Annotated in this window: 22 protein-coding genes; 15 read left to right on the forward strand and 7 right to left on the reverse strand. The window is 68.6% G+C overall.

The features are described 5' to 3' along the window. Positions 1 to 68: 68 nt before the first annotated feature. Positions 69 to 1,211, forward strand: a complete 1,143-nt coding sequence (locus ABFX45_RS22710; protein ID WP_109640672.1) for a winged helix DNA-binding domain-containing protein — start codon at positions 69 to 71, stop codon at positions 1,209 to 1,211. Positions 1,212 to 1,270: 59 nt separating this feature from the next. Here ABFX45_RS22710 and ABFX45_RS22715 read toward each other — a convergent pair whose 3' ends face one another. After that, positions 1,271 to 1,732: a hypothetical protein gene (locus ABFX45_RS22715; protein WP_346131882.1), complete on the reverse strand. Its 462-nt coding sequence runs from the start codon at positions 1,730 to 1,732 to the stop codon at positions 1,271 to 1,273. A 291-nt stretch (positions 1,733 to 2,023) separates the two neighbouring features. On the opposite strand from ABFX45_RS22715, the gene ABFX45_RS22720 reads away from it, so the two are divergent. After that, positions 2,024 to 3,406, forward strand: a complete 1,383-nt coding sequence (locus ABFX45_RS22720) for an MFS transporter (protein ID WP_170155237.1) — start codon at positions 2,024 to 2,026, stop codon at positions 3,404 to 3,406. Between the two features lie 56 nt (positions 3,407 to 3,462). Here ABFX45_RS22720 and ABFX45_RS22725 read toward each other — a convergent pair whose 3' ends face one another. Further along, on the reverse strand, positions 3,463 to 4,584 hold the full coding sequence (locus tag ABFX45_RS22725; RefSeq protein WP_109640609.1) for an epoxide hydrolase family protein: 1,122 nt from the start codon (positions 4,582 to 4,584) through the stop codon (positions 3,463 to 3,465). A 143-nt stretch (positions 4,585 to 4,727) separates the two neighbouring features. On the opposite strand from ABFX45_RS22725, the gene ABFX45_RS22730 reads away from it, so the two are divergent. The 4 genes from ABFX45_RS22730 (at position 4,728) to ABFX45_RS22745 (ending at position 8,418) form a co-directional block, all read left to right on the forward strand. Continuing rightward, the gene (locus tag ABFX45_RS22730; protein ID WP_346131883.1) at positions 4,728 to 5,960 is read left to right on the forward strand and encodes a cytochrome P450; all 1,233 of its coding nucleotides are present in this window, start codon (positions 4,728 to 4,730) and stop codon (positions 5,958 to 5,960) included. 122 nt (positions 5,961 to 6,082) lie between these two features. Continuing rightward, the gene (locus tag ABFX45_RS22735) at positions 6,083 to 6,406 is read left to right on the forward strand and encodes a 2Fe-2S iron-sulfur cluster-binding protein (protein WP_109640607.1); all 324 of its coding nucleotides are present in this window, start codon (positions 6,083 to 6,085) and stop codon (positions 6,404 to 6,406) included. A 13-nt stretch (positions 6,407 to 6,419) separates the two neighbouring features. Beyond that, positions 6,420 to 7,199: an SDR family NAD(P)-dependent oxidoreductase gene (locus ABFX45_RS22740; RefSeq protein ID WP_109640606.1), complete on the forward strand. Its 780-nt coding sequence runs from the start codon at positions 6,420 to 6,422 to the stop codon at positions 7,197 to 7,199. Position 7,200: 1 nt separating this feature from the next. Continuing rightward, a complete protein-coding gene (locus tag ABFX45_RS22745) occupies positions 7,201 to 8,418 on the forward strand; it encodes an NAD(P)/FAD-dependent oxidoreductase (RefSeq protein WP_109640605.1) in 1,218 nt (405 codons plus the stop codon). 28 nt (positions 8,419 to 8,446) lie between these two features. Here the strand turns inward: ABFX45_RS22745 and ABFX45_RS22750 are convergent, their stop codons facing one another. Continuing rightward, complete coding sequence (locus ABFX45_RS22750; protein ID WP_109640604.1) at positions 8,447 to 9,052, reverse strand: response regulator transcription factor; 606 nt, start codon at positions 9,050 to 9,052, stop codon at positions 8,447 to 8,449. Between the two features lie 127 nt (positions 9,053 to 9,179). On the opposite strand from ABFX45_RS22750, the gene ABFX45_RS22755 reads away from it, so the two are divergent. Continuing rightward, positions 9,180 to 10,187 carry a ketoacyl-ACP synthase III family protein gene (locus ABFX45_RS22755; protein WP_211337642.1) on the forward strand — a complete coding sequence of 336 codons (1,008 nt, stop codon included), beginning with the start codon at positions 9,180 to 9,182 and terminating at the stop codon, positions 10,185 to 10,187. A gap of 49 nt (positions 10,188 to 10,236) precedes the next feature. Here the strand turns inward: ABFX45_RS22755 and ABFX45_RS22760 are convergent, their stop codons facing one another. From ABFX45_RS22760 to ABFX45_RS22775, 4 genes are all read right to left on the reverse strand, one after another. Further along, a complete protein-coding gene (locus ABFX45_RS22760) occupies positions 10,237 to 12,495 on the reverse strand; it encodes a sensor histidine kinase (RefSeq protein ID WP_170155236.1) in 2,259 nt (752 codons plus the stop codon). Between the two features lie 99 nt (positions 12,496 to 12,594). After that, on the reverse strand, positions 12,595 to 13,239 hold the full coding sequence (locus ABFX45_RS22765) for a hypothetical protein (protein ID WP_346131884.1): 645 nt from the start codon (positions 13,237 to 13,239) through the stop codon (positions 12,595 to 12,597). A gap of 17 nt (positions 13,240 to 13,256) precedes the next feature. Further along, a complete protein-coding gene (locus ABFX45_RS22770) occupies positions 13,257 to 15,518 on the reverse strand; it encodes a TOMM precursor leader peptide-binding protein (protein WP_109640600.1) in 2,262 nt (753 codons plus the stop codon). After that, the gene (locus tag ABFX45_RS22775) at positions 15,515 to 15,655 is read right to left on the reverse strand and encodes a hypothetical protein (RefSeq protein WP_346131885.1); all 141 of its coding nucleotides are present in this window, start codon (positions 15,653 to 15,655) and stop codon (positions 15,515 to 15,517) included. The genes ABFX45_RS22770 and ABFX45_RS22775 overlap by 4 nt, the downstream gene beginning before the upstream one ends. Before the next feature lie 256 nt (positions 15,656 to 15,911). On the opposite strand from ABFX45_RS22775, the gene ABFX45_RS22780 reads away from it, so the two are divergent. The 8 genes from ABFX45_RS22780 (at position 15,912) to ABFX45_RS22815 (ending at position 22,473) form a co-directional block, all read left to right on the forward strand. Continuing rightward, complete coding sequence (locus tag ABFX45_RS22780) at positions 15,912 to 16,721, forward strand: AfsR/SARP family transcriptional regulator (protein WP_112229174.1); 810 nt, start codon at positions 15,912 to 15,914, stop codon at positions 16,719 to 16,721. Positions 16,722 to 16,878: 157 nt separating this feature from the next. Beyond that, positions 16,879 to 17,130 carry an acyl carrier protein gene (locus ABFX45_RS22785; RefSeq protein WP_109640597.1) on the forward strand — a complete coding sequence of 84 codons (252 nt, stop codon included), beginning with the start codon at positions 16,879 to 16,881 and terminating at the stop codon, positions 17,128 to 17,130. Between the two features lie 27 nt (positions 17,131 to 17,157). Further along, on the forward strand, positions 17,158 to 18,093 hold the full coding sequence (locus ABFX45_RS22790; RefSeq protein ID WP_109640596.1) for an aromatase/cyclase: 936 nt from the start codon (positions 17,158 to 17,160) through the stop codon (positions 18,091 to 18,093). A gap of 11 nt (positions 18,094 to 18,104) precedes the next feature. Next, positions 18,105 to 18,290 (forward strand): hypothetical protein, encoded by a 186-nt coding sequence (locus ABFX45_RS22795; protein WP_109640595.1) that lies wholly within the window; start codon positions 18,105 to 18,107, stop codon positions 18,288 to 18,290. Next, on the forward strand, positions 18,291 to 19,013 hold the full coding sequence (locus ABFX45_RS22800) for a beta/alpha barrel domain-containing protein (RefSeq protein ID WP_109640594.1): 723 nt from the start codon (positions 18,291 to 18,293) through the stop codon (positions 19,011 to 19,013). Beyond that, the gene (locus ABFX45_RS22805) at positions 19,010 to 20,278 is read left to right on the forward strand and encodes a beta-ketoacyl-[acyl-carrier-protein] synthase family protein (protein WP_109640593.1); all 1,269 of its coding nucleotides are present in this window, start codon (positions 19,010 to 19,012) and stop codon (positions 20,276 to 20,278) included. Before ABFX45_RS22800 ends, ABFX45_RS22805 begins: the two co-directional genes overlap by 4 nt. Beyond that, positions 20,275 to 21,489: a ketosynthase chain-length factor gene (locus tag ABFX45_RS22810; protein ID WP_109640592.1), complete on the forward strand. Its 1,215-nt coding sequence runs from the start codon at positions 20,275 to 20,277 to the stop codon at positions 21,487 to 21,489. The genes ABFX45_RS22805 and ABFX45_RS22810 overlap by 4 nt, the downstream gene beginning before the upstream one ends. A gap of 66 nt (positions 21,490 to 21,555) precedes the next feature. Next, positions 21,556 to 22,473, forward strand: a complete 918-nt coding sequence (locus ABFX45_RS22815) for an acyltransferase domain-containing protein (protein ID WP_211337641.1) — start codon at positions 21,556 to 21,558, stop codon at positions 22,471 to 22,473. Positions 22,474 to 22,530 lie beyond the last annotated feature (57 nt).

Here is a 22,530-nt window from a genome sequence, read left to right on the forward strand (position 1 = left end):
CGGGCCGTCGAGTGGACGGTCCGCCCGCAGACGTGTCCAGCTGAGAGCGAGGGACCGAAGTGGAGCCGATGTCGTGGCACGAGGCGTGCGCGCGCAGACTCGTCCGGCACTCGCTGACGAAGCCGAGCTCCGAGGGTGGCATCGCTGCCGTCGTGAGCGACGTGTGCGGGATTCACGCACAGGTGATGTCCGCGGCCGAGGTGTCGATCGGGCTGCGCGTTGCCAAGGTGTCCCGTGTGGACGTCCGCAACGCCTTGTGGGAGAGCCGTGAGCTGGTCAAGACGTTCGGTCCACGGGGGACGGTGCACCTGCTCGCGACCGCGGACCTGCCGATGTGGATCGGGGCGGTCAACGCGATTCCGCCGCAACCGCCGCGGCTCGCGGTGTCCGCCAGGATGACGCCGGACCAGCTGGACGAGGTGGTCGGCGTGATCGGCCACGCGGTGCGTGACGCCGAGCTGACCGTCGACGAGCTCGACGAGCGGGTGATCGCGGAAACCGGGCCGTGGGCTGGTGATCTCGTCGTGCCGGGGTTCACCGGGATGTGGCCGCGCTGGCGGACGGCACTGCAGGTGGCGGCGAACCGCGGTGTGTTGTGCTTCGGTCCGGACAACGCACGCAGGACGACGTACACCTCACCGGCGCGCTGGTTGCCGGGATTCACGCCGATGCCGGCCGAGGACGCCGTGGCGCGACTGGTGCTGAAGTACCTGCGCGCTTACGGACCCGCTACACCGCAGCAGTTCGCGCAGTGGCTGACGGCACCGAAGAAGTGGGCGAGCGAGGTGTTCGCGGCGCTGGGTGATCGGCTGCGTCCGGTCGAGCTCGACGGTGTGCGGGCCTGGCTGGCCGCGGACGACGACCTGGAGGTCGGGAAACGGCCACGCGGACTGCGGTTGTTGCCCTACTTCGACGTGTACGTCATCGGCAGTTACCCGCGCGAGGCGGTGTTTCCCGGCCGTGCCTTCGAACGGGCGTTGTCCCGGGGACAGGCCGGTCCGGTGCCGGTGGTGCTGATCGACGGCGTGGTGGCCGGCGTGTGGCATCAGAAGCGGTCCGGTAAGCGCATCGACGTGAAGGTGGAACCGTTCCGCGCGTTGAGCGTGAAGCACCGCACGGAACTCGACCGTCAGGTCACGCGCGCCGCGGACGTCCAGGAAGGTGTGGCGTCGCTGGAAATCGGGACGGTGGACGCTGGAAAGCACCTGTGAGAGACCCTGTTCCGCATGTTGTGCCCCGCCGCCGCGGAACAGGGTCCCCCTTGGTCACATCAGATGCGAGCCGCGGTGATCTTCGCCTGGGCGGTGGTGATGAAGTTGCCGTTGACGTCGTAGATCGTCGACACGCCCGAGCTGGACAGGGTCTTGCCCGAGATGGAGCCGGACTGGTTCACGTCGACCGAACCGGTCGGCGTGCCGGCGCTGTCGTAGAGGTACTCCCGCACGGTGAACTTGAAGGTGTTGGTGCCCGTGGACTTCCACGTGCCGGTGCCCTCGCCGTGGCCGCCACTGCCGCCACCGGAACGCAGGCACACGGAGCCGGAGGACGAGAAGTTGAGGCTGATGGGACCGCTGCCGCCCTGGTGCTGCACGGTTCCTTGCCAGGAACCGACCACGGGGTGGGCTTTGATGAACACCTGGCTGTCGGTCACCGTTTCCGCTCCGGCCGCTGTTGTGCTCGCCAGTGCGGCTCCGCTCAACGCGAGAGCCGTCGCCGAGGCGAACACGGCCAAGTTCCTGACAATACGGGGCATCTGAATCAGTCCTTTGCAGATCGATGGCGATCGAAGGCAGCGTGGCCGCCACACCTTCAAACGCAGTCGAGAACGACTACAGGGCGCGATCGCCTGCAGGCGTGGACTCAAGCGCGGTCCGATCGCGGGTGTACCGCGTGGCGGGACGCTGGGTCCCTTGGGCAGTGCGCACATCCACCCACGCGCGCACTCGGCGTTAACCAGCGAAGGAGCCAACCCATGTCGAATGCCAACCACGGGCGAACAGGCCTCGTGCTACTCGCCTGTTGCGTGGGGCAGCTGTTGGTGGTGCTCGACGGCACCATCATGAACGTCGCCCTGCCGTCCATCGAGTCCGCGCTGAGCTTTGACGCCAACAGCCTGCAGTGGGTCATCAACGCGTACCTGATTCCAACTGCCGGTCTGCTTCTCCTCGCGGGGCGGATGGCGGACCTGTTCTCCCGCCGCGGCTTCTTCCTCGCCGGCATCGCGCTGTTCACCGTCGCGAGCCTCGCCGGTGGTTTCGCCCAGGACGCGACACAGCTCATCATCGCCCGCGCGGGCCAGGGTGTCGGGGTGGCACTGATGTCACCTGCGACGCTGACGGTGCTGGGCACCACGTTCACCGAACCCGCCCAGCGCGCCAAGGCGTTCGGACTGTGGGGTGCCGCGGGCGGCAGCGGTGGCGCGATCGGCGTGCTGGCCGGCGGCGTCGTCACCGAATGGTTGTCGTGGCGCTGGGTGATGCTGCTGAACGTGCCGGTCGGCATCGCGCTGTTCATCGTCGCCGCGATCTCCATCACCCCGTCCGCCGTGCAGGCCGGGCCGCGCAAGCTCGACATCCTCGGTGCGGTGTCGGTGACGATCGGCATCGCCGCGTTGGTGTTCGGCATCGCGCAGGGTGAGCGCGAAGGCTGGGGTTCCCCGGTGAGCCTCATCTCGTTCGCGGTCGCCGTGGTGGGCATCGCCGTCTTCCTGTACGACCAGGCGAAGATCGCGAGTGCGCCACTCGTCCCGTTGAACGTGTTCCGCAACCGGTCGATCGTCGCCGCGAACATCTCGATGTTCTGCGTGGGTGCTGCGATGGCGTCGACGTTCTACTTCCTGACGCTGCTGATGCAGTTCGTTCTCGGGTACAGCCCGCTGGTCACCGGCCTGTCGTACCTGCCGCTGTCGGTCGCGATCTTCCTTGGTGCCGGCATGGTCGCACCGCAGACGAGCAAGCTGGGCGGCCGGTTCACGTTGCTGAGCGGCCTCGTCGCCGGTGTGATCGGCCTCGGCTGGCTGTCCTTCGTCGACAGCCGGGCGACGTTCGTCGCCGACCTGCTCGGTCCGAGCCTGCTGTTCGGTGTCGGCGTCGGCATGGTGCTCGGCACAGTGGCGAACCTCGCCACCGCGGCGCTGCCGTCGAGCCAGCAGGGACTCGCGTCCGGGCTGCTCACGACCGGCCAGGCCCTCGGTGGTGCGGCCGGTCTCGCCGTGCTCGTGGCGGTTGCCAACTTCAGCGGTGGCGAGTCGCGCGTCCCTGAGCAGATGGCATCCGGGTACGCGAACGCGTTCCTCGGCACCGCCGTCCTGCTCGTGATCGCGGCGCTCGCCGCGGCCGCGATGCCGAAGGTGTCGCGAGACGCGTCGGACGAGTCGGCGCCGGAGCCTGTCGTGGCGCACATCTGAGACACAGCTACGAGAGGGGGAGCTTCCACAGCGGAAGCTCCCCCTCTCGTCGCGGTTCAGCCGAGCACGCGCAGAAACGCACGGAGCTCGGCGGCGAGTTCCACCGGGCGTTCCAGAGCGGGGAAGTGGCCACCCTCCGGCAGGTCACGCCAGTACCGCAGATCGGTGAAGCGGGTGCGGGCCCACGCCCTCGGCAGCCATGCGTCGTTCGGGAACACCGACGCCCCGGTCGGCACGTTCGTGGGGTTCATCGGCTCGGTGTCGAAGCTCTCCCAGAACAACCGGGCCGACGAGACGCCGGTGCCGGTGAACCAGTAGGTGGACACGATGTCGAGCAGCTTGTCCCTCGGCACCGCCTGTTCGAGGTCGTTGTCGTGTCCCGCCCATTCCCAGAAGCGGTCGACGATCCAGGCCAGCAACGCCGCGGGGGAGTCGGTGAGGCCGTAGCCGAGTGCCTGGGGGCGGCTGGACTGGATCGCGGCGTAGCCGGAGCGGTTCTTGCCGAAGCCCCGCATCCGCGCCATGGCTCGCTGGTCGCGTTCGTCGAGCTCCACCTGTTCCTGCGGCGGCCGGGCGAGCGGCATCGTGAGGTGAATGCCCGCGAGGTGTTCGGGATCGACGGTGCCGAGCGCGGCCGAGACCCAGGACCCCCAGTCGCCGCCGTGTGCGACGTAGCGCTCGTAGCCCAGCCGCGACATGAGCTCGGCCCACGCCTCGGCGATGTGCTGCACCGTCCACCCGGTCGTCGCGGGCTTGTCGCTGAAACCGTGTCCTGGCAGCGAAGGACACACGACGTCGAACGCGTCGGCGGGGTCCTCCGGATCCGTCAGGAGATCGATGATGTCGAGGAACTCAACCGGCGCACTGGGCCAGCCGTGCGTCAGCAGCAGCGGTGTCGCCGACGGGTGCGGCGAACGCACGTGCAGGAAGTGGATGCCGACGTCGTCGATCGTGGTGCGGAACTGCGGCAGCGAGTTCAGCTTTCGTTCCACCACGCGCCAGTCGTACGCCTTCGCCCAGTGGCCGGCGAGTTCGGTGAGGTACGCCACCGGTGGTCCCTGGGACCAGTCGTCGACGGTCTCGGCGTCCGGCCAGCGCGTGCGCGCCAACCGTTCTCTCAGGTCGTCCAACGCGGACGGTGGGACGTCGATCGTGTAGGGCTCGATCTTCCGGCTCACCTGCTCACCTCCAGGTGGAGTGACTGGGTCGCGGGTCACGCTAGGGCGTCACGCTCGACACATCCTTGAGTCCACAATGGACCTTTGAGTGACGCTCCAGCCGACGGTGACACCCTCACGGCAGTCGACCAGGAGGACTCGTCATGACCACAAGTGCCGTCGAACCCGGCAGCGCCCAAGCTGAGGAGACGTTCCCGTACCAGAGGCAGTGCCCGTTCACGCCTCCGAAACAGTACGACGACATGATCGACGAAGACGTCGTCCAGGTCACGCTGACGGGCTCAGGGCTGCGGATCTGGACGATCAGCGGCTACCACACGATCAAGAAGATCCTGACCGACCCGAGGATCAGCGCTTCGCGCAAGCACGACAACTTCCCGTTCTACTTCGTCGCGCCGCCGGAGTTCCGCACCGAGACGTCGTTCATCGGCTACGACAACCCGGAGCACACCCGGACCCGGCGCAAGGCGGCCGTGACGTTCACCAACCGCCAGGTGAAGCGCCTTCGCCCGCGGATCCAGGAGATCGTCGACGAGTACATCGACAAGATCCTGACGATGACGCCGCCGATCGACTTCCACCGCGAGTTCTCGCTCGCCGTGCCGATGACGGTGATCTGCGAGCTGCTCGGCATCCCGCAGGACGAGCACGACTTCTTCATCAACCACGGCACGTGTCTGCTCGGCGGCCACTCGACGCCCGAGCAGCGTCAGGCCGCCATCGTCGAGGTGAACGCCTACGTCGACAAGCTGATCACGTTGAAGGAGAAGGAACCCGGCGACGATCTGCTCAGCCGCGCGATGGCCGAGTACGCCGCGTCCGGCGAGGAGTACACCCGCCGCGACCTGTTCAACATGATCCGCCTGCTGATGAACGGCGGCCACGAGACGACCGCCTCGATGCTCTCGCTCGGCACCGCCTGCCTGCTGGAGAACCCCGACCAGCTGCAGCTGCTGCTCGACGACCCGCAGGGCATGATCGAGCCGGCGGTAGAGGAGCTCGTCCGCATCGCCACCATCGGCGACACCGCGATCCCGCGCGTCGCCCTGGAGGACATCGAGATCGGCGGCAAGACGATCAAGGCGGGCGACGGCATCCTCTGCCTGGCGCTGGCAGGCAACCGCGATCCGGAGATCTTCCCGGAGCCGGAGAAGGTGATCCTCGCCCGCGGCACCCGCAAGCACCTCGGGTTCGGGCACGGGCTGCACCACTGCATCGGCGCCGACCTCGCGCGCCTTGAGATGGAACTGGTGTGGACGACGCTGTTCCAGCGGATCCCCTCGTTGCGGCTGGCCAAGCCGTTCCTGGAGATCCCGCGCAAGGAAGGCGCCGTGATCTACGGCCTGTGGGAGCTTCCGGTCACCTGGGACGCGTGACGTTCGGGCGAAGGGCCTCGATCCGGGGCCCTTTCCGCTCAAGGTGGCCTCCACCACACGAAAAGCACACCAGGGCAAGGTGGACAACGTCCGGCGAGCCGCAGATCCGTGGGAGAACTGCCATGCCAAAGATCACCTATGTAACGCACGACGGCATCGAGACCGTTGTCGACGTCGCCGTCAACGAGACCGTGATGCGCGGCGGAGTTCTCAACGGCATCAAGGGAATCGTGGCGCAGTGCGGCGGTGGCGCCTCCTGCGGCACGTGCCACGTGTACGTCGATCCCGAGAACACGAAGCCGCTCGCCGAGATGCACCAGGTCGAGGACGAGCTGTTGTACTTCACGGCCTGCGAGCGCAAGGAGAACAGCAGGCTGAGCTGCCAGCTGCCCGTGACCGAGGAGCTCGACGGGCTCGTCGTGCACCTTCCTGAGAAGCAACTCTGAGGAGAGAAGACGCATGAGCAAGCGACGGGTAGCCCTGGTCACGGGCGCCACGAGTGGTATCGGTCTCGAGGTCGCCCGCAGTCTCGGCAAGCAGGGGCACGCGGTGTTCGTCGTGGCCCGCACGGCCGAGAACGTGAACACCACGGTGAAGCAGCTGCGCGAAGAAGGGCACGAGGCGGACGGCGCTGCCGCCGACGTGACGTCCACAGAGGACATCCGCTCCGCCGTCCAGAAGGCGGTCGACACGTTCGGTCCCGTCGAGATCCTCGTGAACAACGCGGGTCGCGGTGGCGGTGGCATCACCGCCGAGCTGGACGAGAACCTCTGGCTGGACGTCATCGACACCAACCTCAACGGTGTTTTCCGCTTCACCAAAGAGGTTCTGAGCACCGGCAGGATGGTCGAGCAGTCCTGGGGCCGGATCGTCAACATCGCCTCCACCGGCGGCAAGCAGGGCGTGGTGTTCGCCGCGCCCTACTCGGCGTCCAAGCACGGCGTCGTCGGTTTCACCAAGGCCGTCGGCATCGAGCTCGCGAAGTCCGGCATCACCGTCAACGCGGTGTGCCCCGGCTACGTCGAGACGCCCATGGCCGGCCGCGTCCGCCAGGGCTACGCGAACCACTGGGGCATCAGCGAGGAAGAGGTCCTCGAGAAGTTCAACGCCAAGATCCCGCTGGGTCGGTACAGCACGCCGGAAGAGGTCGCCGGTCTCGTGACGTACCTGACCACGGACACCGCGTCCTCGATCACCGCGCAGGCGCTCAACGTCTGTGGCGGGCTGGGCAACTACTGACATGCGCGGCGAGTCGGTAGTCGTCGTCGGGGCCGGGCAGGCGGGCTGCCAGGTCGCGGTGTCCCTGCGAGAACAGGGACACCGCGGCTCCATCACCCTCGTGGGTGACGAGCAGGCCGCGCCGTACCAGCGGCCACCGCTCACGAAGGCCTACCTGGCGGGGGAGACCGACCTCGCCGGGCTGGTGCTGCGGCAGGACTCCTACTACGCGGACCACGGCATCCAGGTCGTGACCGGTGAACGGGTCATCGGTGTCGACCGGTCGGCGCGGGTCGTGGTGCTGGGCTGTGCCCGCACCATCGGCTACGACCACCTCGTGTTCGCGACCGGTGCACGGCCCAGGCCACTGCCCGTTCCCGGTGCCGAGCACGTGCTGAACCTGCGCACGGTGGCCGACGCGGACGTGATCAGACAGAAGCTCGAAGGCAGGACCGGACTGGACGTCGTCGTCATCGGCGGCGGGTTCATCGGCCTCGAGTTCGCCGCCGTGGTCCGGAAACTGCGCCACGAGGTGACTGTCGTCGAGACCCAGCCGCGGGTGATGCAGCGGGCCGTCTCCGAGGCGACCGCGCGGCACCTGACCAACCGCCACCGCCGTGAGGGCGTCCAGGTGCTGACCGGCACCGGCGTCGCCGCCGTCCGGGAGGGCTTCGTCGAGCTGACCGACGGCACGGTGCTGGTGGCGGACCTGGTGGTCGCGGGCATCGGCGTCATCCCGAACGCGGAGATCGCGCAACGGTCGGGGCTCGCGTGCGACGACGGCATCGTGGTCGACGCCCACCTGCGCACGGTCGACCCGCGGGTGCACGCGATCGGTGACTGCGCGCGGTTCGCCCGCCCGCTCTCCGGTGGCCTGGTCCGCCTGGAGTCGGTGCAGAACGCCGTGGACCAGGCCGGTTGCGTGGCCGCGGCCATCCTGGGAAGTGCCGAACCCTACACCGCGCTGCCGTGGTTCTGGAGCGACCAGTACGACGTGAAGCTGCAGATCGCCGGCCTCACCGACGGCCACGACCGCACGGTCACCGTCGGCGACCCAGCGGAGGGCAAGTTCTCGGTGTTCTGCTTCCGCGGTGACCGGCTGCTCGGTGTCGAGGCGTACAACCGCCCGGTCGACTTCCTCATGGCACGCCGCCTGATGGACTCCGGCGCCACGCTCACCCCGGAGATCGTCGGGAGGCCCGGCTTCGACCTCCGCCTGAGCCTGCAGCAAGCGGCCTAGCCCGATGCGCGCGCCAGCCGCGGAGCGGTCAGATCCAGCCCGCTTCCTCCGCGATGCGGATGGCGTCCACCTTGTTGCGCCCGTTGAGCTTGGTCATGATCGTCGTCAGGTAGTTGCGCACCGTGCCCGCCGACAGCGACAGCGCCGTCGCGATGTCGGCCGGGTCCGCGCCGTCGGCCGCCAGCCGGAGCACCTCGAGCTCGCGGTCGGTGAGCGGGCACTCGCCACGGTCCCATGCGGCCAGGGCGAGCTGGCTGTCCACGACCCGTTCGCCGGCGGCGACCCGGCGGATCGCGTCGGCGAGCTCGGTCGGCGGCGCGTCCTTCAGCAGGAACCCGTCCACGCGCGCGGCAAGCGCCTTCCGCAGCGTTCCCGGCCTGCCGAGCGACGTCAGCATCAACGTCCTGACGTTTGGCATCGTTTCGCGAATCGTCATGGCGGCGGTCAACCCGTCGAGGATCGGCAGATCGATGTCGATCACGCAGACATCGGGCTTGTGCAGACGCGCGCCCGGCACGATCTTGTCCCCGGTGCTGACCTCGGCGACCACCTCGATGTCCGGTTCGAGGTTGAGCAGCGCGATGAGAGCACCGCGCACCATGTGCATGTCCTCAGCCAGCAGAACCCTGATCATCGCGCTCCTCCGCGCGCCACCTTATCTCTCGCAGTTCATGTCGCGCTCCACGCCACATCGAGGCGTGCCCACAACGGTGATTTGCGTCGTGCGCGTCGACACGCGCGCTGAAGGAGGTTGGACCGCGGTGCGAGTTGAGGATGTTTTCGTCAGGGGCAACGGTGTGCGCCTGCCCGCGACACTGACGGTCGCGGACGCGATCTCGTCGGGGGAGTGCGAGCCGAAACTGGTGGCACGAACGGACGTCGTGTCGGTCGCCGTGTCCCCGGACGAGTCGGCCGCGGAGATGGCGGTGGCCGCGGCCAGGATCGCATTGGAACACGCGGGGTCCGCCCCGGACGACGTCGAGCTGATCCTGCACGCCACCACCTACCACCAGGGCCAGGACCTGTGGCCGGTCGGTTCGTACATCCAGCGCGAGACCGTGCGGAACTCCTGTCTGGCGCTGGAGATCCGGCAGATGTCCAACGGCGGCATGGCCGCGCTGGACCTCGCGGTGGCCTATCTGGCCTCCAGGCCCGGCAAGGACGCGTTGCTGACCACGGCCGACCGCTTCTGCCTGCCCGGCATCGACCGGTGGCGCACCGATCCCGGCACGCCCTACGGCGACGGGGCTTCCGCCATCGTGCTGTCCCGCCGTGGCGGGTACGCGAAACTGCTTTCATTGGCCATCAACGCGGATTCCGATCTGGAACCGCTGCACCGCGGTGACGTGCCGATGGGTCTTGCGCCGTTCTCGCACCGCATGCCGGTGGACTTCGAGGACGCCAAGCAGGCGTTCAGCCGCCAGTTCGGGCTGTCCTACGGCATCAACAAGGCCAACGCCGGTCAGGCCGCCGCCGTCGAGGAGGCACTCGCCGACGCGGACATGAAGATCGGTGACGCCGAGTGGGTGATCCTGCCGCACTTCGGCCGGCGTCGCCTGGACGTGAACTACCTGCGGCCGTACGACATCGAGCCGCGGCGCACCACGTGGGGGTGGAGCCGCACCGTCGGCCACCTCGGCGCGGGGGACCAGTTCGCGAGCCTCGGCCACCTGGTCGACGAGGGCCTGGCCCTCCCGGGGCAGCGGATCGTGATGTTCGGCGTCGGCGCCGGGTACAGCTGGGGCTGCGCCGTGCTGGAGATGGTCTGACAGAGCCACGAAGGCCGTGTGGGGGACTTCCCTCACACGGCCTTTTCGTTCAGCTCAACGGGATCTCGGCACGCAGGCGGAACGTGTGCTCCGGCGTGAGACCGGCGTGCAGGTCGCCGCCGAGCGCGCGGACGCGCGTGGTGAGGTTGCCGATTCCGCTGCCGTCCCTGGACTTTCGCTCCGACGTGGAAATCCCGTCGTTGACGATGTCCATCGTGACCCGTTCCGGCGAGCTGCACAGCACGATCTCACAGCGCTCGGCCTTGCTGTGCCGCAACAGGTTCGTCACGCCCTCGCGCAGCACGGTCGCGAGCGTCACCGTCACGTCCTTGGGCAGCTCGTCGCACGGGTCGATCCGCACGGTGACGTCGATGTCGGCCGCGGACAGCAGCGCCTGCGCCGACTGGGTCTCCTCGTCGAACGACAGCTCCCGGTAGCTCAACGCGACCGACCGCACGTCCGCCAGCGCCTGCCGGGAGATCTCCAGCACCTCGGTGAGCTCCTGCCGCGCCCGATCGGGGTCGATCGTGACCAGCCGGTGCGTGAGCTCGCTCTTCAGCGTGATCGCCGACAGGCTGTAGCCGAGCAGATCGTGCAGGTCACGCGCGAACCGCAGCCGTTCCTGCGTGACCGCCGCCGTCGCCAGCTCCTCGCGGGCCTCGTGCAGCTCGTTGACCATCGACTGCAACCGGGTCAACGCGTAAAGCACGAGGCCGTGGTTCATCGTGGCCATGAGGCCGTACGCGATGTCCACCGGTCCGTGGCCGAACACGTGGTAGAGAACGCCCTGGGCGGCCACCACGGTGAAGAAGCCGATCCAGCCGCCGGCGCGGGGCACCAGCAGCGCCACCGACCCGGCGAGGAAACCGGGCACGGCGAGGTACGGATCGCTGTAAAGCAGCTGGGGCGCGTACACGCAGACGGCCATGGCCGCGAGCACCCCGGCGGCACGCGGCGGCGGCAGCGAGACGTGCTGACGGCTCACCAGGCCCAGCACCAGCGCCGCGGTGCCGACGATGCCGGCCAGCGCGACCGCGACCCCGGTCGCGCCGACGCGGGTGTACTCGTATCCGGCGACCAGCATCGACATCGCGACGTAGCCGATCACCACGACCGTGAGCAGCACCTGCGCGAACCGTGTCGCCATCGCGGGACCGGCCGGGCGTTCCCGCGCCGCCGGCTCCTCCTCCGCCGGTTCGGCCGGCACCTCCGCGTGCAACCGGAAGGTGCCGTCGGGAGAGGTCTGGGCCAGCAGTGAGCCACCGATGGCCGTGGTGCGGATGTCGAGGTTGCTCAGGCCGCTGCCGCGGTCGGCGCCGGCTTCGACCGGCCCGCCGTCGTTGACCACGTCGAGCGACACGAGGCGGTCCATGCCCGAGATGCTGATCGTGCAGCGGGTGGCCTGGCTGTGGCGCAGCAGGTTCGTGACGCCCTCGCGCAGCACTGTCGCGAGCACCGTGCGGGACCGCGGGGAGAGGTCGGCGTGGTCGCCCGCCTCGATCGTGGTCTCGACGCCCGCCGCGGTCAGCACGGACCGCGCCGACTCGATCTCGTCGGTCAGCGACAGCTCCCGGTAGCTCGACGCCACCGCACGAACGTCGGTCAACGCCTCGCGTGCGATGCTGAGGATCTCGGCCAGCTCCTTCAGCGCGCGCTCGGTGTGCTCACCGACCAGCCTGCGCGCCAGCTCGACCTTCAGCGTGATCGCGGACAGGCTGAAGCCGAGCAGGTCGTGCAGGTCGCGGGCGAACCGCAGGCGTTCCTGCGACACCGCCAGCCCGGCGAGCTCGGAGCGGACCGTCTCCAGCTGCTTCACCAGCGGCGGCAACCGCGAGAGGCCGTACACGACCAGGCCGGAGGCCAGCGGCGACACCGTGTAGTAGACCAGTTGGGGGAGTGCGTCGACGTACGCGGACTTGATCACGCTGTTGCTCAGCGCCACCGCACCGAAGACCACCCATCTCACCCGGCCGGACAGCACCAGCAGCGCACTGCCGGCGAGGAAACCGGGCATCCCGGACCACGCGTTCGCGAAGAACGGGTACGGCACGTAGATCAACGCCGCCATCGCGCCCAGCGCCAGGTACGCCTTGGCCGATCGGAGGTTCGCGCTCGGTCTCGAGAAGACTCGCAGCTGCAGGTACCCGATGGCGAGCAGACAGGCGAGAGACGCGGCGATCCGCGTGGGCGTCGCCCCGGCCTGCAGCACGTAGAAGAAGGCGTTGCCGAGGTAGTTGGCGAACACCACGCTGATCACGACGTACGCCAGACGACGGGATACGGACGAGCGTTCCAGTCGTGACGTCACAGCAGCTCCCACGCGAGGATCCGGACGCGGCCATGATACGGGCGCTGCCCGTTTTCTCCCGTGCTTCGCGCTTCGCGATCGGGGCAACATGACGGCGGCTCAGCGCCTCGCCGGTACCACGAGCTGGGCGCCCGCGAGATAGGCGACGACGTCGGCGACGAGGGACTGCTCGACCTGCAGCGCTTCGGACACCTGCGCGATCGTGGTCTCGGCCGCCAGCAGCGTCTTCGCGATCTCCGTCGCGGGCGCGCTGTGCAGGATCACCTGGTACTGCGAGCCGGGGCTCGCCAGCGCCTGGTCGCCGTTGAGCCGCTCGATCTCGGTGCCCCGGCGCATCGTGACGGTCTCGTCGTCGCCGATGTGCGGCAGCGTGAACACCGCGTCACCGGTCACCGCCACGACCGACAGGATCGGGCCGGCGCCGTCGTTCAGCCCGAGCGACGGCACGACACAGCCGCCGAGCTGGTCGAGCGTGTTCTTGAGCTTGCGCCAGACCAGGCACGGCCCGCCGCCGTTCTTCCACCGCACGAAGTTCTCGTGCAGCACGGAGATGTTCTCCAGCGCGACGGGCCCGAGGGACATCCGGTGCAGAGCCTCGCGCACCAGCGGGCTGGTGTCGGCGAGCTCGATCGCACCCCAGCGCCCGTGCACGGTGAGGTGCTCGGCTCCCTCGTCGACGAAGGCGTCCTCGATCAACGACCACAGCGGGCGACCCGCGGGGACGTGCGACTGGGTGGGCACCACGGGCGCCTCCGCTCGGGTCACATGAACAGTGGGATCGGGTTGAGCTCGTCGTAGTGGCGGGGTCGTGGCAGTCGTCCCAGTTGTACGGGCACGTCGTAGAGGCGTCCTTGAGCGAACCTCGACCAGAAGTGCCGCAGTCCCGGCACCACGACCCGCACGACCGCAAGCCCGATGTCGGGACGGGTCTGGTCGAGCACGAGCAGCTCCATTCCCCGTTCCTCCAGGGTGGCCTCGATGACGCGGATGTCGTCGGCGAGGTCGGGATGGTGCGTGTAGCCGTGGTGCAACGCGTCGCGCACCGGCTCGGCCGGGTCGGGTGCCAGCCACGGCTGCTCGGAGAGCCGCGTGCGTTCGAACCACGTCCGCGTGTCGATGTCGAACGCGCCGAGATCGACGGGCTCGCACACCATCGGCATGCACTGGTTCAGCTCGGCGAGCGCGCGACGGGCGGCCAGCCGCGGGTCCAGGTGGGCACCACAGCCGAGCATGATGTCCTCGCGCGGGCCGTCGACCCGGCGGGACACCGCGACCATCACGGGTACGCCCAGGTCCGCCGTGACGTCGAGCAGCCACACCTCGCGGCCGAGGCTCGCGTGCACCTCGCGGCAGTCGTCGATCCAGCGGTCGTGGAACGAGTCCAGGTTCACGCCGGGCACGGGAGTGCGGTTGTACCACCAGATGGCGACCGCGTCGCGTTCGACGAGTTCCAGAAGCCCTTGCAGCACCGCGTCTTCCAGGCTGCTGCCGGCGGCGCAGCCGTTGGAGTTCGACATGACACTCGGCGGACAGGGGGCGCCGAAGTAGAGCATGCCGGTGGGCAGGAACTTGTGGCGTCGTTCGGTGAGGGACCACAACGGGGTCCAGTCCATCACCTCGTCGTCGTCGAACGGGGTGGTGACGTGCTGGAACCTGGAGTGACTCGCGTTCCACACGTCGCGGTTCTCGAACTGCCGCGGGTGGTAGTGCTGCACGGTGTCGGGGTGGACCGCCAGGTCGCCGAGCGACCGGTAGCTGCCGCTCACCCGTGCCTCGTCGCCGCAGAACGCGCCACTGCGCCGTTCCACGGCTTCGCAGAGCGCACCGACCTCGGCGTCGAGCGGCGTCACGCCCTTGCCGCCGGTGTCCGCGCGCAGCGACGAGCGCAGTGCCTCGATCCCGTCGCCCGCGGCCGCGATGTTCGCGCCGGACCAGAAGGAGTTGAAGAACGCGGGACCGGTGTTGTTGCGGCGGATCTCCCGCACGATCCCGGTGACCGGGCCGACGAGGTGCCGATAGGTGTCGAGCACCTCCTGCGGCGATGACGACCGGTGGCCACCGCCGTCGCAGGAACGCTTGAGCCTGCTCCTCAGGTCAACCCGCTCGAACGCCCTGCTCGCGACGATCCCGGGGTCGCCGCAGCCGGGACATTGCGGTCGCGCCCGGACGTCGTGGTGCGCGACCCGCATGGTCAGGCTGTCGTAGCTCCAGATCGCCCGCTGCGTGTTGTGCCGGAGACCGGCGAGCCACTTGGCCGCCTCGACCGACGCGATCTCCAGCGCGGTCGCGGTGAGCGACGGCAGCCCGATCGCGGCCCGAGGTGCCGGGCCGCGCTGTCCGCAACGCGCACGGACGTGGGCTTCCGCCGACCGGTTCGCCGACAGCCGGGTGGCGAGGCACCGCCAGCAAGGCCCGTCGCCCGGCGTGAAGAAGGGACCCACGCACACCTGTGCCCCGATCGGCTTGACCAGCAGCCACGGGGTGCCGGTCGAGCGGTGTGCGGCGTCGATGTCGCGGAGCTCGGGCGCCAGGTAGTCCGCACACGCCACGATCGTGAGGTCACCACTCCCCGAGGTGACCGTCAGTCCGTTGCGCCGCAAGGCTTCCGCGAGTGGGTCGCGATCGGTGCCGCCGATCGCGACGATGGAGACGGGCGACGCCGTTGTCGCCGCCACCGCTTCCGCTGGGTCGAGACCCGCCGCGTCCCAGTACGCGAGTGAGGCCTCGGTGCCGGCCGAACCGTCCTCCCCACCCCGCCTGCCGATCAGTCCCGCGGCGGTGAGCCGTGCCAGCATGCGGCCGACCTCGTCCGCGGTCAGCCCGGCGGGGGCGTCGCGCAGCAGCCCGGCGAGGTCGCGGGTGCCGTCGAGCAGCAACGCCAGCGATTCGACGTGGCTGCCCTGGATCGCCGTGACACCGGCTTCCGCGAAGAGGTAGACGGCCTCGCCCTGCACGACCTGCGGCCGGAGGTGACGTTTGAACCCGATGCGTTGCTCGCCAGGTTCAGCCAGCTCGCTTCTCATGCCGCGAGAACCTCGTCGAACGCCACGAACGGCCTGCCCGGCGCGGTGTGCGTCCAGGCGATGAAGAGGTCCATCGAGGCCTCACGGTCGAATTCGTAGATCTTCATGTCGTCAAAGGCGCCGTCGGCGTTGCTCATGGCGGTGACGGAAGCCAGGTGATCCAGAGGGAAGGTGGGGTGCATGGTTGCGACTCCGATGCATGGGACCAATGTGGTGCGTCAATCGTGCCTACCGGCCGTAATGGGCCGGTAGTTACGCGCTAATGCGCCCCGGTATGAAGTTTTCACACCCGCGCACAGGGAGAACTCATCCGAGATCGAGGACCGGTGCACTAACGCGACGCCGTTGGGCCGAGCAGACTAATCAGGTGCTCGGAGAAGGAGGAGGGGCGCGATGCAGATCCAGGTCCTGGGGCCGGTCGAGGCCAAGGTGAACGGTCGCTCGGTGACGCCCACGGCGGCCAAGCCGCGTCAGATACTGGCGCTGCTTGCACTGCACTCCGGATCGGTGGTGTCCGTACCGACGCTGATCGAGGAGCTGTGGGGCGACCGCCCGCCCCGGAGCGCGCGCACCACGTTGCAGACCTACATCTTGCAGCTGCGCAAACTGATCGGGGACGCGCTGGCGGTGTCCGGCGAGAGCGGCGCGAAGGAAGTGCTCGTCACCCGCTACGGCGGCTATTTGCTCGACGTGCCACCGGAGTCCGTCGACGTGCACGAGTTCGACCGGCTCGCCCGCGCAGGTCATCAGGCCCATGACGTCGAGGACCACGCGTCGGCCGCGCGGTTGCTGCGGCAGGCGCTGGAGATGTGGCGCGGTCCCGCCGTCGTCGACGTGCGGCCGGGAATGCCGCTGGGCATCGAGGTCGTGCGGCTGGAGGAGGCACGGCTCGGCGCGCTCGAAGCCCGCATCGACGCGGAGCTGCGGATGGGCAGGCACAAGGCGCTGCTCAGCGAGCTCTCCGTGCTGACGGTGCAGAACCCGTTGAACGAGAACCTGTGTGCACAGTACATGATCGCGCTGTTCCGCGCCGGCAGGCAGTGGCAGGCGCTGGACGCCTTCAAGGCGTTGCGCAACACACTGGTCGAGGAGCTCGGCGTGGAGCCGTCGGCGAGGTTGCAGGCGCTGCAGCACGCGATCCTCACCTCCGATCCGCGCCTCGACAGCGCCGAAACCCGGCAGCTGCAGAGGCTGCTCGCCTGAGTCCGGCTCCAGCGGCCCCCGTCACACTGTGGCGGGGGCCGTTTTCGTTGTCCTGCAACGCTTTCTTCCAGGACGTCTCCAGTGGCACCCCACCGCGCGCTGGCAACCTCACTGAAGGGCGCGCGGAAATCGCCCGGTGGAGGAAAGGAAAATAGCCGTGAGCGCACTGACCATCGAGGGCCTCAAGGAGATCCTCAACGAGGCCGCGGGCGAGGACGACTCGTTCAAGCCGGGCCAGGACATTCTCGACGTGCCGTTCCTCGAGCTGGGCTTCGACTCGCTCGCCCTGCTGGAGACGGTCGCGCTGATCAAGCGGAAGCACGGGGTCGCCATCGCCGACGACGAGATGGCGTACCTGGAGACGCCGCGTCAGTTGCTGGACAAGGTCAACGGACAGATCGCGGCCTGACGCCGGCGAATCGGAACGGAGACGAACATGACGCACACCACCACGCACACGGTCATGATCGGTGCTCCCGCCAAGGTGGTCTACGACCTGGTCGCGGACGTGACGACCTGGCCGTACACCTTCGGACCCACGGTGCACGCCGAGGTGTTCGAACGGGACGGATCCACCGAACGGCTGCGGCTGCACGCGTTCGCCAACGGTGACGTGCGCACGTGGACGTCCCGTCGCGAGCTCGATCCGGCGAACCTGCACGTCAAGTTCGAGCAGGAGCGTTCGGCCGCGCCCGTCAAGACGATGGGTGGGGAGTGGCGGATCGTCCCGATCGCCGACTCGGCGACTCGGGTCGATCTGCTGCACCACTTCACCGCCGCCCAGCCGGAGGCGGTCGACCTCATCCTCAACGCGGTCAACAACAACAGTGACGCCGAGCTCGCGGCGCTCAAGCGCGCCGCCGAGTACGGCGACGACTACGACAAGCTGGTGCTGTCGTTCTCCGACAGCATCACGATCCACGCGGGTCGCAAGGACGTCTTCGACTTCCTGTACCGGTCGGACCTGTGGCCGCAGCGGCTGCCGCACGTCGCCCGGCTGGACCTGAAGGAAGCTGTCACCGGCGTGCAGTCCATGGAGATGGACACGCGCAGCCCGGACGGGTCGATCCACACCACGCACTCGGTGCGGGTCTGCTTCCCGTACGACAGCATCGTCTACAAGCAGACGGCCACGCCGCCGATCATGGCGGCGCACGTCGGCCGGTGGACGCTCAGGGACATCGGCGACGGTATCGAGGCCGGCATCGAGGCGACCTCGCACCACACGGTCGTCATCCGGCCGGAGGTCGTGACCGAGGTGCTCGGGCCGGACGGCACGCTCGAGCGCGCTCGCGAGCTCATCCGTCACGCGCTGGGAACCAACAGCCTCACGACGCTCCGGCACGCGAAGGAATTCGCCGAGAACGGATGAGGTGACGCGCGATGGGGTTGGGTGGCGCGGAACTGCTCACCGCCGCGGCGCGTGCCGCGAGCCGCAACGGGCTCTACGTCGTGTCGATGTACCTGGAGAAGGCGGCGATCGAACATCAGCGCAAGGGATGTCCGTCCGAAGTGGCGCCCTGTGCTTACGAGATCGAGGCTTCCCGCGTACTGCTGTCGGGGTTCTAGATGGAGCACTACGACATCTCGCTGCGTCGCACCGGACTGTCCATCTCGGACAGACTGGTCGCGGCGCGGCGCCTCGACACGCCGGGACTCACGTTCGTCGACGGAGGCCGGCCGGGGCGGTTCTACCGCCGTGCCGCGGTCGAGCTCCGGTTGCGGGCCACCACCCTCGTCGTGTCCGGTGGTGCGGAAGACCTCACCGCACTGCTCGCCGCGGAAACCGCCGCGGTGGCAATGGTTGTGCAAGGGCACGGCTTCTTCCCGGATTCGGTTTCCGGGTTACGAGAGGCCGTGCGTCAACTCGTGCGCGCCCAACGGCGAGTGATCGTCGAGGCGCGGGACTTCTTCGACGGCTGGCTGGCCGATCCCGAGCACGCGCTCGAGGTCGTGCTGACGGCCGCGGAGGCTGGGGCGGAAACCGTGTTGCTGCACGACACAGCGGGCAGGCTGTGGCCGGACCAGATCGGCGAGATCGTCGAGACGGTCGCGGAAACCGGTGTGCCCCTAGGTTTTGGTTGCCACGGCGGCGACTTCGTGGCGAAGCAGCTGTTCGCCGCGGAGGCGGGGGCGGGCCTCTTGCAGCGGTCCTACGCCGTTGTTCGAGGTGGCCTCGATCGGGCCGTTTCACCATCGGTTCATTCGGCAGAAACAGGTATCGCTCCTGTGCCCTGTCCGAGATTGGAGCAGACCGTGTCCGCACAGAAGGCGATTGGAGGTGTCCGATGAGTCGTCGCGCCGTCATCACCGGGGTGGGCGTGGTAGCACCTGGTGGCATCGGAACGAAGGCGTATTGGAAACTGCTGTCCGAAGGGCGTACGGCGACTCGCATCATCACGCACTTCGACGCGTCTCCGTACCGCTCCCGCATGGCGGGTGAAGCAGATTTCGACCCCGTGCGCGAAGGCCTGTCGCCGCAGGAGATCCGCAGGCTCGACCGCGCCGCGCAGTTCGCGGTCGTCGCGGGCCGCGAGGCGATGGCCGACTCGGGCATCGAGTTCGACCAGCTCGACCCCGGCCGCATCGGTGTCTCGCTCGGCACCGCGGTCGGCTGCACGACCTCGCTGGAGCGCGAGTTCATCGTCGGCTCCGACCGGGGCAAGTACTGGGAGGTCGACCAGTCCTACGCCGTGCCGCACCTCTACGACTACTTCACGCCGTCCTCGATGGCGACGGAGCTGGCGTGGACGGTCGGCGCGGAGGGACCGGTCTCCGTGGTCTCCACGGGCTGCACGTCCGGTCTGGACTCGGTCGGCTACGCGGCTGAGCTGATCATGGAGGGCTCCGCGGACGTCGTCGTCACCGGCGGCACCGAGGCTCCGCTCTCCCCGATCACCGTGGTGTGCTTCGACGTCATCCGCGCGTCGAGCACCCGCAACGACGATCCCACCACGGCGTGCCGCCCGTTCGACAAGACACGTGACGGCCTGGTGCTGGGCGAGGGTTCCGCGATCATCGTGCTCGAGGAGCTGGAGCACGCCCGCGCTCGCGGTGCCCACATCTACGGAGAGGTCGCCGGGTTCGCCTCGCGGTGCAACGCCTACCACATGACGGGCCTGCACCCCGAGGGCATCGAGATGTCCGACGCCATCAACATCGCGTTGAAGCAGGCGCGTTCGGACGCCACCGACGTCGGCTACATCAACGCGCACGGCTCGGGCACCAAGCAGAACGACCTGCACGAGACGGCGGCGTTCAAGCGTTCGTTGGGCGCGCATGCGTACAAGACGCCGGTGTCGGGCTTCAAGTCGATGATCGGGCACTCGCTGGGCGCGATCGGTTCGCTGGAGATCGTCGGCTCGCTGCTGGCGTTCGAGGAGAACCTCATCCCGCCGACGGCGAACCTGCACGAGCCGGACCCCGAGTGCGACCTGGACTACGTGCCGCTGGTCGCGCGCGAGGCGAAGGTCAACACGGTCCTGACCGTGGGCAGTGGTTTCGGTGGATTCCAGAGCGCCATGGTGCTCAAGAAGGTGGAAGGGGCAGGCCGGTGACTCGGGCGGTGGTGACAGGAATCGGCATCGCGTCGCCGAACGGGCTGGGGCCGACCGCGTACTGGCGGGCGACCCTGCACGGGGAGGCGGCGATCAAGCCGATCACCCGGTTCGACAGTGCCAACTACTGGGCGAAGATCGCCGGCGAGGTGCCGGGCTTCGAGGCAGGCCGGCACCTGCAGGGCCGGTTGCTGCCGCAGACGGACCACATGACGCGGTTGACGCTGGTGGGCACTGACTGGGCGTTGCGCGGCGCGGGCGTGCAGCCCAACGACATCCCTGACACCGACATCGCGGTGATCACCGCGGCGACGGCGGGCGGGTACGAGTTCGGTCAGCGGGAGCTGCAGAAGCTGTGGCACCAGGGCCCGGAGTACGTCTCGGCGTACCAGTCGTTCGCGTGGTTCTACGCGGTCAACACGGGCCAGATCTCCATCCGCCACGGCACACGCGGTCCCGGCGCGGTGGTGGTGTCCGAGCAGGCCGGTGGCATCGACTCCATCGGGCACGCCCGTCGCCAGCTGCGCAAGGGAGTGAAGCTGGCGCTCACGGGTGGCATGGACTCGTCCCTGTGCCCGTGGGCGTGGGTGGCGCACCAGGCGTCGGGTTCCCTGTCGCGCAACAACAACCCTCGCCGCGCCTATCTGCCGTTCGACCGCGACGCCTCCGGGTACGTCGCCGGTGAGGGCGGCGCGATCATGGTGGTCGAGACGCCGGAGTCGGCGGCCGAGCGTCCCGGCACCCGGATCTACGGCGAGATCGTCGGGTATGCCGCGACGTTCGACTCGCGGATGCCGTCGCGGGAGCCGGGGCTGAAGCGGGCCGCCGAGCTGGCGTTGCGCGACGCCGGCATGGACGCCTCCGAGATCGACGTGGTGTTCGCCGACGCGGCGGGCATTCCCGAGCTCGACAAGGCCGAGGCCGAGGCGATCAAGGGGATCTTCGGGCCGTTCGGTGTGCCGGTGACGGCGCCGAAGACCATGACCGGCCGGCTGTTCGCCGGCGGCGGGTCGCTGGACGTGGCGTCGGCGATCCTCTCCATCTACTGGAGCGCGATCCCGCCGACCGTCAACGTCGAGAACCCCGTGCCGGAGTACGAGCTGGACCTCGTGATGAACGAGGCGCGGCACGGCAAGGTGAAGGCCGCGCTGGTGCTCGGTCGTGGCAAGGGCGGGTTCAACTCCGCCATGGTGGTTCGCGAGTACAGGTGATGTCACCCGTTGCTCAGGGGTCGCGAGATTTCCTTCGCGGCCCCTGAGCCGTTTCTGGAGGCTTTCGTGGATGTAGCACTGATGTTTCCCGGGCAGGGGTCGCAGTACCCGCGGATGGCGGCGTCCCTGTACGGCACGGATCCCGTGTTCACCTCGGTCATCGACGAGGTGTTCGAGCTCTTCGGCGAGGTTGGTGCGGTTGCTTGTGAGGACTGGCTTTCCGGTGCTGACATCGACCACGTGTCGCGTGCTCAGCCGTTGTTGTTCGCGGTCGACTACGCGTTGGGGCGCACCGTCTTGTCGTGGGGTGTTCAGCCTGTCGCGTTGATCGGGCACTCGGCGGGGGAGGTCGTCGCGGCGACTCTCGCCGGGGTCTTCTCGTTGGAGGAGGCCGTTTCCCTGGTGCGGGACCGGGTGTTGTCGGCCGTGCCGATTCCGTCCGGTGGCATGCTGGCCGTCGCGGGTTCCGAAGCCGACCTGGTGCCCTACCTGGAAGGCGATGTCGCGATCGCGGCGGTGAACTCGGCTCGGCAGACGATGCTGGCCGGGTCGGACGAGCCGCTCGCTCGGGTGCGGCTGCGGCTGGAGGCGGACGAGTACATCGTCGTGACGGTGCCGGCGTCGACACCGTTCCACAGCCCGGCCATGCAGCCCGCAGTGGATGAGGCCCTGGCTTCGTGGAGCGCGTCGCCCTCCGCGCCCTCCCTGCCGGTGTACTCCGGCTACACGGGCAAGCTGATGACCGCCGAGGACGCGTTGTCGGCGCGGTTCTGGACTCGGCAGCTGACCGATGCCGTCTACTTCGGACCAGCGTTGAACGAGCTGCTGGCGATGTACGACGTCCTGCTGGTGGAAGCCGGACCCGGCCAGACGCTGACGTCGTTCGCGCGCCGCACGAAAGCCGTGCGGACGGGTGTTTCCCAGGTGTTGCCGTTGCTGGACGCCTCGGATTCCGTCGAGGCTGCTCGTTCGCGTCTGGTGTGAGACGTATAAAAGGGCCGCCCTCTGCCGGAGGGCGGCCCTTTGGCTGGCAACTAGTCG

Source organism: Lentzea roselyniae, assembly GCF_039537795.1.
Classification (GTDB): domain Bacteria; phylum Actinomycetota; class Actinomycetes; order Mycobacteriales; family Pseudonocardiaceae; genus Lentzea; species Lentzea atacamensis.

Bases quoted from the DNA above. Each gene is read 5' to 3' on its own strand.
- ABFX45_RS22770 (WP_109640600.1), bottom strand. From the start codon at position 15,518: ATGAGAAGCGAGCTGGCTGAACCTGGCGAGCAACGCATCGGGTTCAAA.
- ABFX45_RS22745 (WP_109640605.1), top strand. From the start codon at position 7,201: ATGCGCGGCGAGTCGGTAGTCGTCGTCGGGGCCGGGCAGGCGGGCTGC.
- ABFX45_RS22805 (WP_109640593.1), top strand. From the start codon at position 19,010: ATGAGTCGTCGCGCCGTCATCACCGGGGTGGGCGTGGTAGCACCTGGT.
- ABFX45_RS22800 (WP_109640594.1), top strand. From the start codon at position 18,291: ATGGAGCACTACGACATCTCGCTGCGTCGCACCGGACTGTCCATCTCG.
- ABFX45_RS22735 (WP_109640607.1), top strand. From the start codon at position 6,083: ATGCCAAAGATCACCTATGTAACGCACGACGGCATCGAGACCGTTGTC.
- ABFX45_RS22795 (WP_109640595.1), top strand. From the start codon at position 18,105: ATGGGGTTGGGTGGCGCGGAACTGCTCACCGCCGCGGCGCGTGCCGCG.
- ABFX45_RS22750 (WP_109640604.1), bottom strand. From the start codon at position 9,052: ATGATCAGGGTTCTGCTGGCTGAGGACATGCACATGGTGCGCGGTGCT.
- ABFX45_RS22780 (WP_112229174.1), top strand. From the start codon at position 15,912: ATGCAGATCCAGGTCCTGGGGCCGGTCGAGGCCAAGGTGAACGGTCGC.
- ABFX45_RS22775 (WP_346131885.1), bottom strand. From the start codon at position 15,655: ATGAGCAACGCCGACGGCGCCTTTGACGACATGAAGATCTACGAATTC.
- ABFX45_RS22730 (WP_346131883.1), top strand. From the start codon at position 4,728: ATGACCACAAGTGCCGTCGAACCCGGCAGCGCCCAAGCTGAGGAGACG.
- ABFX45_RS22710 (WP_109640672.1), top strand. From the start codon at position 69: ATGTCGTGGCACGAGGCGTGCGCGCGCAGACTCGTCCGGCACTCGCTG.
- ABFX45_RS22790 (WP_109640596.1), top strand. From the start codon at position 17,158: ATGACGCACACCACCACGCACACGGTCATGATCGGTGCTCCCGCCAAG.
- ABFX45_RS22740 (WP_109640606.1), top strand. From the start codon at position 6,420: ATGAGCAAGCGACGGGTAGCCCTGGTCACGGGCGCCACGAGTGGTATC.